We start from the raw sequence: 16,350 nt of genomic DNA, 5'->3' as shown, positions 1-16,350 counted from the left end.
GCGGCCTCGGGCCGGCCGCCCGGCGCGGGGCGGGCACGGGGTTTGCGATAGGCCCATCGCGCCAGCCGGCCTGCCGCGCTGGCCTAGACTCGCCCGTCCCCCGACCCCGCCCCTGGAGCCCGCCGCCCATGCTGGCCTATGTGATCAAACGCCTCTGGCAGATGGTGCCCACGCTGTTCGGCGTGGTGCTGCTGGTGTTCCTGCTGTTCCACTTCTTCGGCAGCGACCCCAGCGTCATCCTCGCTGGCCAGAACGCCACGCCCGACCAGATCGCCGCCATCCGGGCACAGCTGGGGCTGGACCAGCCGGCCTATGTGCAGTTCGGCATCTTCTTGAAGCAGATCGTCACCTTCGACTGGGGCCGCAGCTGGGCCACGAACGAGGCGGTGAGCACGCTGTTCGCCACCCGCATGCCGGCCACGCTGACGGTGATGCTGCCGATCCTGATCCTCGACACGCTGCTCGCGGTGCCCATCGCGCTGGGCGTGGCCTATGTGCGCGGCTCGCTGACCGACCGCGCACTGATGGTGGCCACCACGGTGGCGCTGTCGATCAGCTTCCTGGTCTACGTGATCGTCGGCCAGTATGTGTTCGGCTTCCAGCTGGGCTGGTTTCCGGTGCAGGGCTGGAGCAGCAGCCTGGGCCAGAACCTGCTGCAGTACGCGCCGCTGCCGGTGCTGCTGGCGGTGCTGGTGGGCGTGTCGCCGCAGACGCGGCTGTACCGCAGCTTCTTCCTGGACGAGCTGGGCCACGACTATGTGCGCACCGCCCGCGCCAAGGGCCTGACCGAGCCGGTGGTGCTGTTCAAGCATGTGCTGCGCAACGCGATGATCCCGATCCTCACCAACGTGGGCCTGGCGCTGCCGGGCATCTTCGTCGGCAGCTTCCTGATCGAGGTGTTCTTCTCCATCCCCGGCCTGGGCCGCGAGGTGCTGCTGGCGGTGAACCGCAGCGACTACCCGGTGATCCAGGCCGCCACCGTGTACCTGGCGATGCTGACGATGCTGATCAACCTGGGCACCGACCTCTTGTACAAGGTCGTGGATCCGCGGGTGACCCTGAAATGAGCGCCGTGATGACCTCAGCCGCCGCCACACCGGTGCAGCGTTCCGAAGGCGTGTGGCGCACCGCCTGGCGGCGTTTCAAGGGCGACCGGGTGGCGATGACCTCGCTGGGGATCGTGCTGGCCTTCATCGTGCTGATCATTGCGGCGGCCACCGGCGCGGTGGCCAGCCAGTGGCAGCGCGAGCTGGCAGTGCCCAACGCGCCGCCCACCTTCCTGGGCCCGCGCGCCGGCGAGAACGCCGGCACCCTGGCCGGGCCCGAGAGCACACCGCAGCCGCCGGTCGACCTGAGCGACATCGACCCCCTGGCACCGCGCTATGCCGAGTGGGCCGAGCGCGCCGCCAAGCTGCAGACCGCCGAGACCACCAAGGTCGACACCCTGCCCCTGGGCGCCGACCGCCTGGGCCGCGACGTGCTGGACAAGGCCATCAAGGGCACCGAGATCTCGGTCTTCGTCGGCATCCTGGCCGCCCTGCTGGCCACGGTGATCGGCACCGTGCTGGGCGCGCTGGCCGGCTTCTTCGGCGGCAAGGTGGGCGACTTCCTGGAGTGGCTGTACAACGTGTTCACCGCGGTGCCCGACATCCTGCTGATCTTCGCCTTTGCGGCGGTGCTGGGCCGGGGTGTCGATACCGTGGTGCTGATCCTGGCGCTGACCGGCTGGACCGGCCTGTACCGCCAGGTGCGGGCCGAGTTCATCAAGCACAGCGGGCGTGAGTACGTGCGCGCGGCCGAGGCCATCGGCGCCAGTGCCACCAGCCGCATGTTCCGCCACATCCTGCCCAACGTCAGCCATGTGATCCTGGTGCGCATGAGCCTGCTGGTGGTGGGCTTCATCAAGAGCGAGGTGATCCTGTCGTACCTGGGCCTGGGCGTGCCGATCGACCAGGTGAGCTGGGGCACGATGCTGGCCGAGGCCCAGGGCGAGCTGATCCTGGGCCACTGGTGGCAGCTGGCCACGGCCACCGCCTTCATGGCGGTGTTCGTCACCGCTTTCTCGCTGATGGCCGATGGCTGGCGCGACGCGCTGGATCCCAAGCTGCGGGGTGCCGAATGACCGCACTGCTCAGCATCCAGGACCTGCAGGTCGCCTTCCGCCTCGGCGAGCGCGGCGCCAAGACGGTGGTGCCCGCGGTCAAGGGCGTCAGCTTCGACATCCCCGAGAACACCACGCTGGCGCTGGTGGGCGAGTCGGGCTCGGGCAAGAGCGTCACCGCGATGTCGATCCTGAACCTGCTGCCCGACAACGCGCAGCGCTCGGGCCGCATCCTGTGGCAGGGCCGGGACCTGCTGACCGCCAGCCGGCCCGACCTGCAGGCGCTGCGTGGGCGCGAGATCGCCTGCGTCTTTCAAGACCCGATGAGCAGCCTGAACCCGGTGTTCTCCATCGGCGCCCAGCTGTGCGAGCCGCTGGTCAAGCACCTGGGCATGGGCAAGCGCGCGGCACTGGCCCGCGCCGAAGAGCTGCTGGCCGAGACCGGCCTGCCCGAGCCGAAGCGGCGGCTGGCGTCGTACCCGCATGAGCTGTCGGGCGGCCAGCAGCAGCGGGTGATGATCGCGATGGCGCTGGCGTGTGAACCGAAGCTGCTGATCGCCGACGAGCCCACCACCGCGCTGGACGTGACCATCCAGCGGCAGATCCTGGAGCTGATCGCGCGCATGAAGGACAAGCTGCGCATGAGCGTGCTGTTCATCAGCCATGACCTGGGCGTGGTCGGCGAGATCAGCGACCGGGTGGTGGTGATGCGCCACGGCACGGTGCGCGAGCAGGGCGATGTGGCGCAGATCTTCAGCGCGCCGCAGGATGCCTACACCCGCGCCTTGCTGGCCTGCCGGCCCAGCCTGACCGACAGCCCGGCGCGGCTGACGGTGATCGACGAGCACATCACGGGCGGCACCACCACCAGCACGGCCGCCGCGGTTGCCAAGGATCCCGACGCCCCCGTGGTGCTGGAGGTCAAGGCCCTGGCCAAGAGCTTCTTCATCAAGCAGGGGCTGTTCGGCAAGCGCGAGTTCAAGGCCGTGCAGGGCGTGAACTTCCAGCTGCGGCGCGGCCACACGCTGGGCGTGGTGGGCGAATCGGGCTCGGGCAAGACGACCATGGGCCTGACGCTGCTGCGCCTGCACGAGCCCACCGGCGGCGAGGTGATCTTCGACGGCCAGAACCTGCTGAAGCTGAACGACCGCGACCGGCAGACCATGCGCCGGCGCATCCAGATCGTCTTCCAGAACCCGTATGCCAGCCTGAACCCGCGGTTCACCATCGGCCAGACGCTGATCGAGCCGATGGCCATCCACGGCATCGGCGCCGACACCGCGGAACGGGAAGACCGCGCCCGCGCGCTGCTGGCCAAGGTGGGCCTGCCGCCCGAGACCTTCTTCAAGTACCCGCACGAGTTCTCCGGCGGCCAGCGCCAGCGCGTGGCCATCGCCCGCTGCCTGACGCTGAACCCCGAGGTGCTGGTGCTGGACGAGGCGGTGAGCGCGCTGGACGTCAGCGTGCAGGCGCAGGTGCTGAACCTGCTGCGGGATCTGCAGGACGAGCTGGGCCTGGCCTATGTGTTCATCAGCCACGACCTGGCGGTGGTGCGCTTCATCAGCGACGAGGTGCTGGTGATGAAGGACGGCCAGGTGGTGGAGCAGGCCAGCGCCGCGCAGATCCTGGCCGCGCCGCAGCAGGACTACACCCGCCGCCTGCTCGGTGCCGTGCCGCGCGGCTGGCAGGCGCCGCCGGGCTGACCCCATCCCCACCGGCCAGCCGGGACACACCGGCGGCCGATCCACCCCACCCAGGAGACACCGATGACCCTCAACCGCCGCCAACTGGGCCTGGCCGCCCTGGCCGTCGCCGCCACCATCCCCACCGCCGCATCGGCCCAGGCGGGCTGGCCCACCAAGCCGTTGCGCCTGGTGGTGCCCTTCGCCGCCGCCGGCACCACCGACATCCTGGCCCGCGCGCTGGCGCCCGAGCTGCAGAAGGCCCTGGGCCAGCCGGTGGTCGTCGACAACAAGCCCGGCGCCGGCGGCAACACCGCCGCGGCCGAGGTGGCCAAGACCCCGCCCGACGGCTACACCATGCTGATGGGCACGGTGGGCACGCATGCCATCAATGCGTCGCTCTATCCCAAGCTGCCGTTCGACCCGGTGAAGGACTACACGCCCGTCACCCTGGTGGCCGGCGTGCCCAATGTGCTGGTGCTCAACGCCGCGTTTGCGCAGAAGCACAACATCAACACCGTGGCCGACTTCATCCGCGCGGCCAAGGCCAACCCGGGCAAGTTCAACATGGCCAGCTCGGGCAACGGCACCTCCATCCACCTGTCGGGCGAGCTGTTCAAGAGCATGGCCGGGGTGTTCATGGTGCACTTCCCGTACCGGGGCTCGGGCCCGGCGCTGATCGACCTGATGGGCGGCAGCATGGACCTGATGTTCGACAACCTGCCCTCGGCGCTGCCGCACATCCGCTCGGGCAAGCTCAAGGCCCTGGCCGTGACCAGCGCCAAGCGCAGCGATGCCATCCCCGAGCTGCCCACCATCGAGGAAGCGGGCGGCCCCACGCTGAAGGGCTACGAGGCCAGCAGCTGGTTCGGCCTGGTGGTGCCGGCCGGCACGCCGGCCGACATCGTCAACCGGCTGCAGGGCGAGACGGCCAAGGCCCTGGCCAGCCCGGCGCTGAAGGAACGGCTGCAGGCCCAGGGCGCCATCCCCAGCGGCATGTCCAGCGCCGACTTCGGCAAGTTCATCGCCGCCGAATCGGCGAAGTGGGCCAAGGTGGTGAAGGCGGCCAACGCCAAGGTCGACTGACCGACCCGCGCGGCCGGCGGTAACGGTTGGCAACAGGGCCGCAAGTGCGGCGCTGATCGGCCGATACCAACGCCACGGCCTGCTGCACCCTTCGCGGCAGGCCCGTGCGCAACTGGAGGCCACCATGGCATCAGCACCGAACGTCCTGCCCCGCCCCGCACCGGCCACGCCGCTGCGCCCGGCGGACCTGCCCGCGCCCGTGCTGCGCCACGGCAGCCCACCGGCGCAGCGCGCGCTGCCACTGCGCCGCGCGGCTTGAGCATTCCAGGGGCTGCTGCTAGCATCCGCCCCACTCTGCAGGAGAGCGCCGGGCACCCCGCCCGGCCACCGAAGGCGCAATCTCCCATGAACGCTCAGGTTCCGTACTGCAGACCACAGCAGCCGTCTGGAGAGACCTCACCCCCGCGGTGAGGCACCGAAGGAGCAAGGCCACGGGCACGGCGCCCGGCGGCTGAATCTCTCAGGTACCAAGGACAGTGGGAGCGGCAAACGCACCAGCCTCCGGGCGGTGCGTTCCGTCTCTGTCCTTGGAGTTTGTTCCATGCACGTCCTCGTTCTGGGCGCCGGCTTGCTCGGCGTCAGCACCGCCCATTTCCTGCAGCAGCAGGGCCACACCGTCACCGTCGTCGACCGCCAGGCCACCGCCGCGGCCGAGACCAGCTTCGCCAACGGCGGGCAGATTTCCGTCAGCCATGCCGAGCCCTGGGCCAACCCCGGCGCGCCGCTGAAGCTGCTGCAGTGGCTGGGCAAGGAAGACGCGCCGCTGCTGTTCCGCCTGCGCGCCGACATGCGGCAGTGGCTGTGGGGCCTGCAGTTCCTGCGGGAATGCACGCCGGCGCGCACCGCCCACAACATCCGCCAGATCGTGGCGCTGGGCACCTACAGCCGCAGCACGCTGCAGCAACTGCGCGCCGAGCTGGACCTGCAGTACGACCAGCGCGCCCAGGGCATCCTGCACTTCTACACCGACCCGAAGGAGTTTGCTGCGGCCGAGGCGCCGGCCGCGCTGATGCGCGAACTGGGCTGCGACCGCCGCGTGATCCCGGCCGACGAGGCCGTGCGCCTGGAGCCGGCGCTGGCCCATGTGCATGCCCTGGGCCGGCTGGCCGGCGCCACCTACACCGCCGAGGATGAGTCGGGCGATGCCCGCGCCTTCACCCAGGCGCTGGCCGCGCGCTGCGCCGCCAACGGCGTGCGCTTCCTGTTCAACCACGGCATCACCGCGCTGCGCAGCGTGGGCGGCGTGGTCGACCATGTGGAAGCCACCGACGACCACGGCCGCTTCCAGCGCCTGCGCGCCGACGCCTACGTGGTGGCGATGGGCGCCTTCAGCCCGCTGCTGCTGCAGCCGCTGGGCATCCACCTGCCGATCTACCCGGCCAAGGGCTACTCGGTGACGATGCCGGTGGCGGATGCCGCCAAGGCCCACCAGGTGTCGTTGACCGACGACGGCCACAAGCTCGTCTTCTCGCGCCTGGGCGACCGCCTGCGCATCGCCGGCACCGCCGAGCTCAATGGCTACGACCGCAACCTGAACCCGGTGCGCTGCGAGGCCATCGTGCGGCGGGTGGAAGAACTGTTCCCCGGCGCCGGCGACACCAGCCGGGCCGAGTTCTGGACCGGCCTGCGGCCCACCACACCCAGCAACCTGCCGGTGATCGGCCGCAGCCGGTTGCCCAACCTGTTCCTGAACACCGGCCACGGCACGCTGGGCTGGACGCATGCCTGCGGCTCGGGCAAGAGCATCGCCCGCATCGTCAGCGGCCTGCTGCCGGAGCTGGACTTCGCCTTCACCGGGCTCCCGCCGCGCTGGCGGCAGCAGCCGGCAACGGCGCTGGCCGCCTGAAGGCGGCGCGGCAGCGGCTGCCTCAGGCAGCCAGTGCCTCACTGAGCGGCTGGCGGGCGCGGTAGGCCCACTTGGCGCCCAGGCGCAGCGTGTCCAGCGTCATCGCGCTGGCGTCGCTGAAGAACAGCGCCTCGTCCAGGCCCAGCCGGTCGAACAGGCGGCGCTGGCGCAGCGAGCGGGCCCGCAGGTCGCCCTCGGCCGCGCCGGCATCGGCCTGGGCCTGGCCGAAGAAGGCCGCCACCCGGCGGGCCACGGCCAGCGCGGCCGCATCCACCGCCGGCACCGCACGCGGCGCCGACAGCCGCACCTGGGCGATGAACGGGTTGCGGCCCACCACCAGCCCCCAGGGCCGCAGGCCGGCCACCGGGTCCACGCTGAGCGCCTCCAGCTTGGTCAGGCCGAAGGCGCGGGCCAGCGCCAGGCGCTGCGCCAGCCAGGGATCGGCACGGCGCACCTGCTCCAGCGCCAAGGACAGCTCGGCCTCGCCGCTGTCCTCGTCGGCCAGCGGCAGGCGCAGGGATTGCAGCAGCGTGGCGGCATGGCCGTCACCCTGCCCGGCCGCCTGGTGCAGCCAGTGGATGGCCTGCTCGGTGTCCTGCAGGTGGCTGGCCTCGCGCAGCTGCAGCGCGCCCAGCTTGCGCTGGGCCTCGGCCTGGCCGCGCAGCGCCGCCTTCTCCAGGAAGAAGCGCGCCAGCTGCGGGTTGGCCACCGAGCTGCGGTGGTCGGCATGCAGCCGGTACAGGTGCAGCCAGGCAGCGTCCTGGCCGGCATCGGCGGCGCGCAGCAGGAAGGCCGCGCCCTTGCGCAGGTTTTGCTGTTCGGCAAACACCGATGTCGGCAGGCTGGGGCAGGCGATGCCCGACAGGCTGCGGCCCAGGGTGTAGGCGGCCGCGCGGTCGCCCTGGCCCGCGCGCAACTCCAGGCTGTCACGCAGGGCGGCGTCGGGCAGGCCGCCGAGCGTGCGGCCCTGCTGGTCGGCCAGCTGTTCGGCGGCCACCACCAGGCTGGCCAGGTCGCCGTCCAGCGCATGGCCCAGCGCCAGTGCGGCGGCCAGACAGGCCACCAGGTGGTCGAGCTGGCCGTCCTGCAGCGCCTGCTGGGCAGCCAGGCGGGCCAGCAGCGGGCCGTCGATGTCACGGCCGTCGGACAGCGGCTGCAGGACCGCCACCAACGTCTGCGATGCGGGTGCGGCCGCCAGCGCCGCCACCGCGTCGGCCGCGGCCGCATGCCCGGCGGACGCCGCAGCGCCCAGCCAGCGGCGGGCATCCTGGCGGCCGTCGGCCTGCAGCGCGCGCCACAGGCCCAGCTTCAGCTGCGCGGCCAGGCAGCCATCGGCCGCTGCCAGCGCCAGGGCCGGGGCCTGCTGCAGCGCCATCAGCTGGTCCAGCGGCAGGGCCTCGGCCAGGATGCGGGCCGGCAAGGGCTGGCCGGCCAGGCTGGGGTGGCGCAGGTACTCCAGGCCGGTGGCCACATGCTGGGGAAAGCCGTTGACGCCGAGCAGGTAGCGGCGGCCCACTTCGCAGCGGGCAGCCGTGTCGCCCTGGCGCGCCTGGGCCAGCAGTTGGATGTCTTGTCGACGCATGGTGGAACCTCTGGTTGCAGTGGTGCCGGCGCCACCGCGTGGAGCGACGCCGGCAGGGATGGAGTCCACGGTAAAATCCAAGGGTTGCCACGAACAGACAAGAAGATGACTTTTAGGTAATGAAGAGTGAATGAACCAGGCAGAAGCGGCCGCACCCTTGCAGGTGCGGCCGCTGGAGGCGAGGCGCGGGCAGGCCACCGGCTGGTGGCCTGGCGGGATCAGAAGCTGTGGCGCAGGCCCAGCTCGTAGCCGGTGGAGTCCTTGCCGGCAGCGCTGCCGGTGCCACCGCTGGCGGCGTAGGCGGCCACGCCGTCGTTGCTGACACGGGCCAGCGTGCCGTACACCGCGGTGCGCTTGGACAGGTTGTACACATAGCCGACGGCGAACTGCTTGCTGTCGTTGGCGTCGATCGAGGTCGTGCCGCGGATGCCCGAGGCATTGGCCGAGGTGTAGCCCACGCGGATCGCACCCAGGCCCACCGGCACGGTGGCGCCGATGTTGTAGGTGTTGACCTTCTGGTCGGCGTACTTCTTCTGGTCGTAGTAGCCGTTCAGCTGCACCATGCCCAGGTCGTACGACGCGCCCAGCACCATGACCTTGTACTTGTCTTCGCCGGCGGCGCCGGTCAGCGGGGTCACGTCGGTGCGGCCCAGGGCCAGCGACAGGTTCAGCGCGCCGGCCTTGTAGCCGAGGCGACCGCCCATGTACTTCTTGCCGGCAGCGCCTTCGCCGGCCGCCACCGACAGCTGGCCGTAGAAGCCGCCCAGGTTGCGCGGCAGGAAGTAGCTGACCAGGTTGTCGGCACGGGTGTTGGTGTCGACAGCGGTGCCCAGGGCATTGAAGAACTTGCTGCCGGCGGCCACGCCGTTGTCGCCGAAGACGTCGAAGTCGGAATAGCCGGTGTACGACGGCGTGAAGTCACGGCCCAGGCGCACTTCACCGAAGCCGCCGCTCAGGCCCACCGTTGCACGGCGGTTCCAGAAGCGGTTGGCATCGGAGATGGCACCGGTGTCGGCGCTGAAGCCGTGCTCCAGCCAGAAGTTGGCCGACAGGCCGCCGCCGAGGTCTTCGCTGCCGCGCACGCCCAGGCGGCTGGAGTTGATGCCGCCGCTGGCCAGCGACTTCAGGGTGGTGTCGTCGTTCTTGACGCTGCGCACGGCCAGGTCGACCACGCCGAACAGCGTGACCGACGACTGGGCGCTGGCCGTCGCGGCGAGGGTGGCCAGGACGGCCAGGGTGGCGAGTTTCTTCATGATCATCCTTCAGGAGGGGTTGGCTTCGGCTGCTCGTCCCACCGGCGGCGGGGCTGGCTGCGGTCCAGCGCAGCACCGTGCCGACGGTGGTCTGTCCGCGGGAAGCAGGACATGGCTGCAGCTTAGGAAGCCGCGCCGGCGCGCCCAAGCCCGCCACCCGCAACCACCCCCCCGGCGCAGGCGCCACCCCCCGTGTTGCGGCCAAAGCCGTGACGCTGATGCCGCAGCGGGCCGTCACACGCCCGTCATGCGCCACCGCGGCGCCATGACCACGCCAGAAAGCAGCGGGGCCCGCAGCGTGTGGCGCTGCGGGCCCCGGACCAGCCAGCCGTGGCGGTGACCGTCAGAACGGGATGTCGTCGTCCATGTCGTCGAAGCCGGTGCTCGACTTCGGTGCCGGGCGCGGCGCGGCCGGGGCGCGCGGCGGCGGGGCGCTGCGGCGCGGGGCGGGCGCCGGCGCGCTGTCGTCGCCGTAGTCGTCGGCGCCGCCGGCCATGCTGGCACGGCCACCACCGCCACCGCCGCCGCCCATGCCGCCTTCCTCACGGCCGCCGAGCAGCTGCATCTGGTCGGCAAAGATCTCGGTGGTGTACTTCTCCACGCCGTCCTTGTCGGTCCACTTGCGGGTCTTCAGGCGGCCTTCCACGTACACCGGGCGGCCCTTCTTCAGGTACTCGCCGGCGATCTCGGCCAGGCGGTCGAAGAACACCACGCGGTGCCATTCGGTCTCTTCCTGGCGCTCGCCGCTGTCCTTGCTCTTCCAGTTGCGGGTGGTGGCCAGGCTGACGTTGCACACCGCGCTGCCGTTGGGGGTGTAGCGCACTTCCGGGTCACGCCCCAGGTTGCCGATGAGGATGACTTTGTTGACCGATGCCATGGCGGGGGCTCCTGAAAGGCGGTGGACGGGCGGTGGGAGGGGCGCGATTGTCGCCGTTGCGGCGATTATGGCCAGCGCCGCCGCCGGCGCGGCACCACCGAGGTGGGATCGGCGGCCCCCAGGCGGGGGAGCCGCGCCCGCCGGCGGCGCCCGGCTCGTTACCATCCCCGCTCCATGCCCAGTTCCCGCCACGCCGACGCCGCGTCCACCCGCCCGCTCGACATCCTGCAGCAGGTCTTCGGCTATGCCGCCTTCCGCGGCCAGCAGCAGGCGGTGGTCGACCATGTCACCGCCGGCGGTGATGCCCTGGTGCTGATGCCCACCGGTGGTGGCAAGAGCCTGTGCTACCAGGTGCCGGCCATCGCCCGCCACCGCGCCGGCCAGGGCGTGACGCTGGTGGTGAGCCCGCTGATCGCGCTGATGCACGACCAGGTGGGCGCGCTGGACGAAGCGGGCGTGAAGTCGGCCTTCCTCAACAGCACGCTCGAAGGTGACGAGGCCCGCCGCGTCGAGCGCGACCTGATGGCCGGCAACCTGGTGCTGCTGTACGCCGCGCCCGAGCGCATCCTGACGCCCCGCTTCCTGGCGATGCTGGATTCGCTGCATGAACGCGGCCTGCTCAGCCTGGTGGCCATCGACGAGGCCCACTGCGTCAGCCAGTGGGGACATGACTTCCGCGAGGAATACCTCGGCCTGTCGCAGCTGCACGAGCGCTTTCCCAGCGTGCCGCGCATCGCGCTGACTGCCACCGCCGATGCCCACACCCGCGCCGACATCGTCGAGCGCCTGGCGCTGGAGAGCGCGCAGCAGTTCGTCGCCAGCTTCGACCGGCCGAACATCCGCTATGTGATCGTCGAGAAGGACGAGCCGCGTCAGCAGCTCTTGCGCCTGCTGCGCGACGAGCATGAAGGCGATGCCGGCATCGTCTACTGCCAGAGCCGCAAGAAGGTGGAGGACACCGCCGCCTGGCTGGCCGGCGAGGGCCTGAACGCGCTGCCGTACCACGCCGGGCTGGACGCCGCGGTGCGCCGCCAGAACCAGGACCGTTTCCTGCGCGACGAGGGCGTGGTGATGGTGGCCACCATCGCCTTCGGCATGGGCATCGACAAGCCCGACGTGCGCTTCGTCGCCCACCTGGACCTGCCCAAGAACATCGAGGGCTACTACCAGGAGACCGGCCGGGCCGGCCGCGATGGCGGCCCGGCCACCGCCTGGATGGCCTATGGCCTGGCCGACGTGGTGAACCAGCGCCGCATGATCGACGAGGGCGAAGCGGACGAGGAGTTCAAGCGCCTGCAGCGCGCCAAGCTCGATGCCCTGCTGGCCCTGGCCGAGGCGCACGACTGCCGGCGCGTGCGGCTGCTGGCCTACTTCGATGAAGCCAGCCAGCCCTGCGGCAACTGTGACAACTGCCTGCACCCGCCGGCGGTGTGGGATGCCACCGACGCCGCGCGCAAGGCGCTGTCCTGCATCTACCGCTTCCACCAGCAGAGCGGCTTCGGCTTCGGCGCCGGCCACCTGATCGACGTGCTGCGCGGCAAGGTGACCGACAAGGTGACGCAGCGCGGGCATGAACGGCTGTCCACCTTCGGCATCGGTGCCGACGTGGCCGAACAGCAGTGGCGCAGCGTGCTGCGCCAGCTGATCGCGCTGGGCCATGTGCGCAGCGTGGGCGAATTCAACACGCTGGAACTGACCGACAGCGCCCGCGCGGTGTTGCGCGGCGGCGTGCCGGTGCTGCTGCGGGTGCCGGCCGAGGCGCCGCCGCGCGGCCGCCGCAGCAACCGCGGCACCGGCAGCAGCCGCGGCGGCACGGCCAAGCCGCCGCCGCTGCCGCTGGACGAGGCCGGCCTGGCCCGGTTTGCCGCGCTGAAGGCCTGGCGCGCCGAGGTGGCCAAGTCCCACAACCTGCCGGCCTACGTGGTGTTCCACGATGCCACGCTGGCCGAGATGGCCCGCGAGGCGCCCGACTCGCTGGATGCGCTGGCCGGCATCAGCGGCGTGGGCGGCAAGAAGCTGGACGCCTACGGCAGCGACCTGCTGCGGGTGCTGGCAGCCGCCGGCTGATCCCAGCGGCCGGTCGCGCGGGGGGCGCCGCGCCGCGCCGCATCGCTCGCGCAGAGGAGAAACGCGCACAACGCAGCAGACTGCAACTGAACGCAACGCCATAATCGATAAATTCGAACTGACGCGTGTGCACCGATGCTCCGCTGCCTCTCCCACCCCACCCTGGCAACGCCCGGCGTTGCCAGCGGGCGTGCGGACGCGCCGAGGCCCTGGCCGGCGGCGCTGGCGGCCGCCGCCGCCGACACGCCAGCGCCATCACCGCCGCCGGCCGCATCGCCGCAGGCCGCCCCCGGCAGCCAGCCCACGCCGCTGCTGCGGGTGCTCTACATCGAAGACAACCCGGTCAACACCCTGCTGATGACGGCGATGTTCGAGCGCCTGCCCGGCCTGGTGCTGCGCTGCGAATGCGATCCGCGCCAGGGCGTGGCGGCGGCGCTGGCCGAGCCGCCGGCCCTGCTGCTGATCGACATCCAGATGCCCGGGCTGGACGGCTACCAGGTGCTGAACCTGCTGCGCAACGACCCCGCCACCCATGCGGTGCCGGCCATCGCGGTCAGCGCCAATGCCATGCCGCAGGACGTGGCCCGCGGCCAGGCCGCCGGCTTTGCCGACTACCTGACCAAGCCGCTGGGCCTGCAGCGCCTGCGCAGCGCGCTGCGCGCGGTGCTGCCGGACTGGTCGCCCGAGCCACCCGCCTCCGGCGCCAGCGGGCACTGACCCGGCCGCCGCCCGCCCGGCGGCAGCGCGCGGCGCCGTGGCCGTCGCACAGCCCGGAATGACGCGCTTGGCTATGATGGTCGGTTGCCCTCGCCGTCTGCTGCCATGCCTTCCCACACTCACGATGCCCCGGTGCCGGCGCCCGCCCGCCCGCTTCCCGTGGGGTCGACCCACCTGCACATCCGCGGGGCGCGCACCCACAACCTGAAGAACATCGACCTCGACATCCCCAAGCACAGCCTCGTGGTGATCACCGGGCTGTCGGGCAGCGGCAAGAGCAGCCTGGCCTTCGACACGCTCTATGCCGAAGGCCAGCGCCGCTATGTGGAGAGCCTCAGCGCCTATGCACGGCAGTTCCTGCAACTGATGGACAAGCCCGATGTCGACGTGATCGAGGGCCTGAGCCCCGCGATCAGCATCGAACAGAAGGCCACCAGCCACAACCCGCGCAGCACGGTGGGCACGGTCACCGAGATCCACGACTACCTGCGCCTGCTGTACGCCCGCGCCGGCACGCCCTTCTGCCCCGACCATGACCTGCCGCTGCAGGCCCAGAGCGTGGGCCAGATGGTCGACGCGGTGCTGGCCCTGCCCGAGGACACCCGGCTGATGGTGCTGAGCCCGGTGGTGCGCGACCGCAAGGGCGAGTTCACCGAACTGTTCGCCGACATGCAGGCGCGCGGCTATGTGCGCTTCCGCATCGACGGCCAGACGGTGGAGGCGGCCGACCTGCCCGAGCTGAAGAAGAACGAGAAGCACGACATCGACGTGGTGATCGACCGGCTCAAGGCCCGACCCGACGTGAAGCAGCGCCTGGCCGAGAGCTTCGAGGCCGCGCTGCGCGCCGCCGATGGCAAGGCCATCGCGCTGGAGATGGACACCGGCAAGGAGCACCTGTTTTCCAGCAAGTTCGCCTGCCCGGTCTGCAGTTATGCCCTGCCCGAGCTGGAGCCGCGGCTGTTCAGCTTCAATGCGCCGATGGGCGCCTGCCCGCACTGCGACGGCCTGGGCCAGCAGACGGTGTTCGACCCGGAGCGGGTGGTGGCCTTCCCGAGCCTGAGCCTGGCCGGCGGTGCGGTGAAGGGCTGGGACCGGCGCAATGCCTACACCCACTCGATGCTGGAGAGCGTGGCCCGGCACTACGGCTTCGACATCGAGACGCCGTTCGAATCGCTGCCGCCGCCGATGCAGCAGGTGCTGCTGTACGGCTCGGGCGCCGACGAGATCGAGTTCGTCTACGAGGCCGAGACGGCCAAGGGCAAGCCGCGCATGGTCAAGCGCGCCCATGCCTTCGAAGGGATCATCCCCAACTTCGCCCGCCGCTTCCGCGAGACCGATTCGGCCGCGGTGCGTGAAGACCTGGCCCGCTACCAGGCTGCCAAGCCCTGCGCCCACTGCGGCGGCACGCGGCTCAAGCGCGAGGCGCGGCATGTGTTCCTGGTCGGCCAGGACGCCAGCGTGCCGCGCCAGGCCATCTACCAGGTCGAACATGCCACGCTGGCCGAGAGCCTGGCCTACTTCGAGCGGCTGCAGCTGCAGGGCGCCAAGGCCGAGATCGCCGACAAGGTGGTGCGCGAGATCCGCGCGCGGCTGAAGTTCCTCAACGACGTGGGCCTGAACTACCTCAGCCTGGACCGCAGCGCCGACACGCTCAGCGGCGGCGAGGCCCAGCGCATCCGCCTGGCCAGCCAGATCGGCAGCGGCCTGACCGGCGTGATGTACGTGCTGGACGAGCCCAGCATCGGCCTGCACCAGCGCGACAACGAGCGCCTGATCGGCACCCTGCGCCACCTGCGGGATCTGGGCAACAGCGTGCTGGTGGTCGAGCATGACGAGGACATGATCCGCGCCGCCGACCATGTGATCGACATGGGCCCGGGTGCCGGCGTGCATGGCGGCCGCGTCATCGCCCAGGGCACGCCCGACGAGGTGGCCGCCCACCCCGACAGCCTGACCGGCCAGTACCTGGCGCATGTGCTGCGCATCGAGGTGCCCACCGAGCGCCACACCTGGCAGCCCGACTACGTGGCGCCGCCGGAACCGCCGCCGGCGCCGGTCAAGGGCAGGGCCAAGGCCGCCGAGGCGCAGCCGATGTGGCCGCGCTTCGAGGCCACGCCGGCCAGCTGCCTGCGCATCGTCAACGCCCGCGGCAACAACCTGAAGAACGTGACGGCCGAGGTGCCGGTGGGCCTGCTGACCTGCGTGACCGGTGTGTCCGGCTCGGGCAAGAGCACGCTGATCAACGACACGCTCTACACCGCGGTGGCGCGCAAGCTGTACCACGCGCATGCCGAGCCGGCGCCGCATGACGAGATCGAAGGCCTGGACGCCTTCGACAAGGTCATCAACGTCGACCAGAGCCCGATCGGCCGCACGCCGCGCAGCAACCCGGCCACCTACACCGGGCTGTTCACGCCGATCCGCGAGCTGTTTGCCGAAGTGCCGATGGCGCGCGAACGCGGCTACGGTGCCGGCCGCTTCAGCTTCAACGTGGGCGCGGCCGCGGGCGGCGGCCGCTGCGAGGCCTGCCAGGGCGACGGCGTGCTGAAGGTGGAGATGCACTTCCTGCCCGACGTCTACGTGCCCTGCGACACCTGCGCCGGCCAGCGCTACAACCGCGAGACGCTGGAGGTGCAGTACAAGGGCCGCAACATCCATGAGGTGCTGGCGATGACGGTGGAGGAGGCGCGCCGCTTCTTCGACGCCGTGCCGGCGCTGGCGCGCAAGCTGCAGACCCTGCTCGACGTGGGCCTGGGCTACATCACCCTGGGCCAGAGCGCCACCACGCTCAGTGGCGGCGAGGCGCAGCGGGTGAAGCTGGCGCTGGAGCTGAGCAAGCGCGACACCGGCCGCACGCTCTACATCCTGGACGAGCCCACCACCGGCCTGCACTTCGCCGACATCGAGCTGCTGCTGCGGGTGCTGCACCAGCTGCGCGATGCCGGCAACACCATCGTGGTGATCGAGCACAACCTCGACGTCATCAAGACCGCCGACTGGCTGATCGACATGGGGCCCGAGGGCGGCGCCGGCGGCGGCCGGGTGCTGGCCGTGGGGCCGCCGGAGGTGATCGCCGATTGCGCGGAGAGCTTCACCGGCCGCTTCCTCAAGCCGCTGCTGCAGCAGGGCTGAGGCCGGC

12 protein-coding genes and 1 riboswitch are annotated in these 16,350 nt (G+C 71.1%); of the genes, 9 read left to right on the top strand and 3 right to left on the bottom strand.

All coding sequences use genetic code 11. The features are described 5' to 3' along the window. Positions 1 to 128 precede the first annotated feature (128 nt). The 6 genes from FFT10_RS21335 to FFT10_RS21315 all read left to right on the top strand — a co-directional run bounded on the left by FFT10_RS21335 (position 129) and on the right by FFT10_RS21315 (position 6,715). Complete coding sequence (locus FFT10_RS21335) at positions 129 to 1,067, top strand: ABC transporter permease (RefSeq protein ID WP_137734897.1); 939 nt, start codon at positions 129 to 131, stop codon at positions 1,065 to 1,067. Positions 1,068 to 1,075: 8 nt separating this feature from the next. Next, positions 1,076 to 2,122 carry an ABC transporter permease gene (locus FFT10_RS21330; protein ID WP_137734896.1) on the top strand — a complete coding sequence of 349 codons (1,047 nt, stop codon included), beginning with the start codon at positions 1,076 to 1,078 and terminating at the stop codon, positions 2,120 to 2,122. Then, complete coding sequence (locus tag FFT10_RS21325) at positions 2,119 to 3,804, top strand: ABC transporter ATP-binding protein (protein WP_137734895.1); 1,686 nt, start codon at positions 2,119 to 2,121, stop codon at positions 3,802 to 3,804. Before FFT10_RS21330 ends, FFT10_RS21325 begins: the two co-directional genes overlap by 4 nt. 63 nt (positions 3,805 to 3,867) lie before the next feature. Continuing rightward, entirely contained in the window at positions 3,868 to 4,869 is a 1,002-nt protein-coding gene (locus FFT10_RS21320; protein ID WP_137734894.1) for a Bug family tripartite tricarboxylate transporter substrate binding protein, read from the top strand. 124 nt (positions 4,870 to 4,993) lie between these two features. Then, a complete protein-coding gene (locus FFT10_RS28635; protein ID WP_265575357.1) occupies positions 4,994 to 5,128 on the top strand; it encodes a hypothetical protein in 135 nt (44 codons plus the stop codon). Positions 5,129 to 5,244: 116 nt separating this feature from the next. Next, positions 5,245 to 5,356, top strand: a riboswitch (glycine riboswitch). Positions 5,357 to 5,410: 54 nt separating this feature from the next. After that, entirely contained in the window at positions 5,411 to 6,715 is a 1,305-nt protein-coding gene (locus FFT10_RS21315) for a D-amino acid dehydrogenase (protein ID WP_137734893.1), read from the top strand. A gap of 22 nt (positions 6,716 to 6,737) precedes the next feature. Here the strand turns inward: FFT10_RS21315 and FFT10_RS21310 are convergent, their stop codons facing one another. The 3 genes from FFT10_RS21310 to ssb all read right to left on the bottom strand — a co-directional run bounded on the left by FFT10_RS21310 (position 6,738) and on the right by ssb (position 10,427). Further along, positions 6,738 to 8,297, bottom strand: a complete 1,560-nt coding sequence (locus FFT10_RS21310; RefSeq protein WP_137734892.1) for a tetratricopeptide repeat protein — start codon at positions 8,295 to 8,297, stop codon at positions 6,738 to 6,740. Positions 8,298 to 8,515: 218 nt separating this feature from the next. Next, positions 8,516 to 9,550: a porin gene (locus tag FFT10_RS21305; protein ID WP_137734891.1), complete on the bottom strand. Its 1,035-nt coding sequence runs from the start codon at positions 9,548 to 9,550 to the stop codon at positions 8,516 to 8,518. A 343-nt stretch (positions 9,551 to 9,893) separates the two neighbouring features. Beyond that, a complete protein-coding gene (ssb, locus tag FFT10_RS21300; protein WP_137734890.1) occupies positions 9,894 to 10,427 on the bottom strand; it encodes a single-stranded DNA-binding protein in 534 nt (177 codons plus the stop codon). Between the two features lie 174 nt (positions 10,428 to 10,601). Between ssb and recQ the strand changes: the two genes are divergently transcribed. The 3 genes from recQ (at position 10,602) to uvrA (ending at position 16,343) form a co-directional block, all read left to right on the top strand. Beyond that, complete coding sequence (recQ, locus tag FFT10_RS21295) at positions 10,602 to 12,494, top strand: DNA helicase RecQ (protein ID WP_137734889.1); 1,893 nt, start codon at positions 10,602 to 10,604, stop codon at positions 12,492 to 12,494. 135 nt (positions 12,495 to 12,629) lie between these two features. Next, on the top strand, positions 12,630 to 13,211 hold the full coding sequence (locus FFT10_RS21290) for a response regulator (RefSeq protein WP_137734888.1): 582 nt from the start codon (positions 12,630 to 12,632) through the stop codon (positions 13,209 to 13,211). A gap of 105 nt (positions 13,212 to 13,316) precedes the next feature. After that, a complete protein-coding gene (gene uvrA, locus FFT10_RS21285) occupies positions 13,317 to 16,343 on the top strand; it encodes an excinuclease ABC subunit UvrA (RefSeq protein ID WP_137734887.1) in 3,027 nt (1,008 codons plus the stop codon). Positions 16,344 to 16,350 lie beyond the last annotated feature (7 nt).

Origin of the sequence: Pseudaquabacterium pictum (assembly GCF_005403045.1) — a bacterium.
GTDB lineage: Bacteria > Pseudomonadota > Gammaproteobacteria > Burkholderiales > Burkholderiaceae_C > Pseudaquabacterium > Pseudaquabacterium pictum.
The sequence above is the reverse complement of the archived record's forward strand: the minus strand, read 5'-3'. Positions and strand labels throughout refer to the sequence as shown.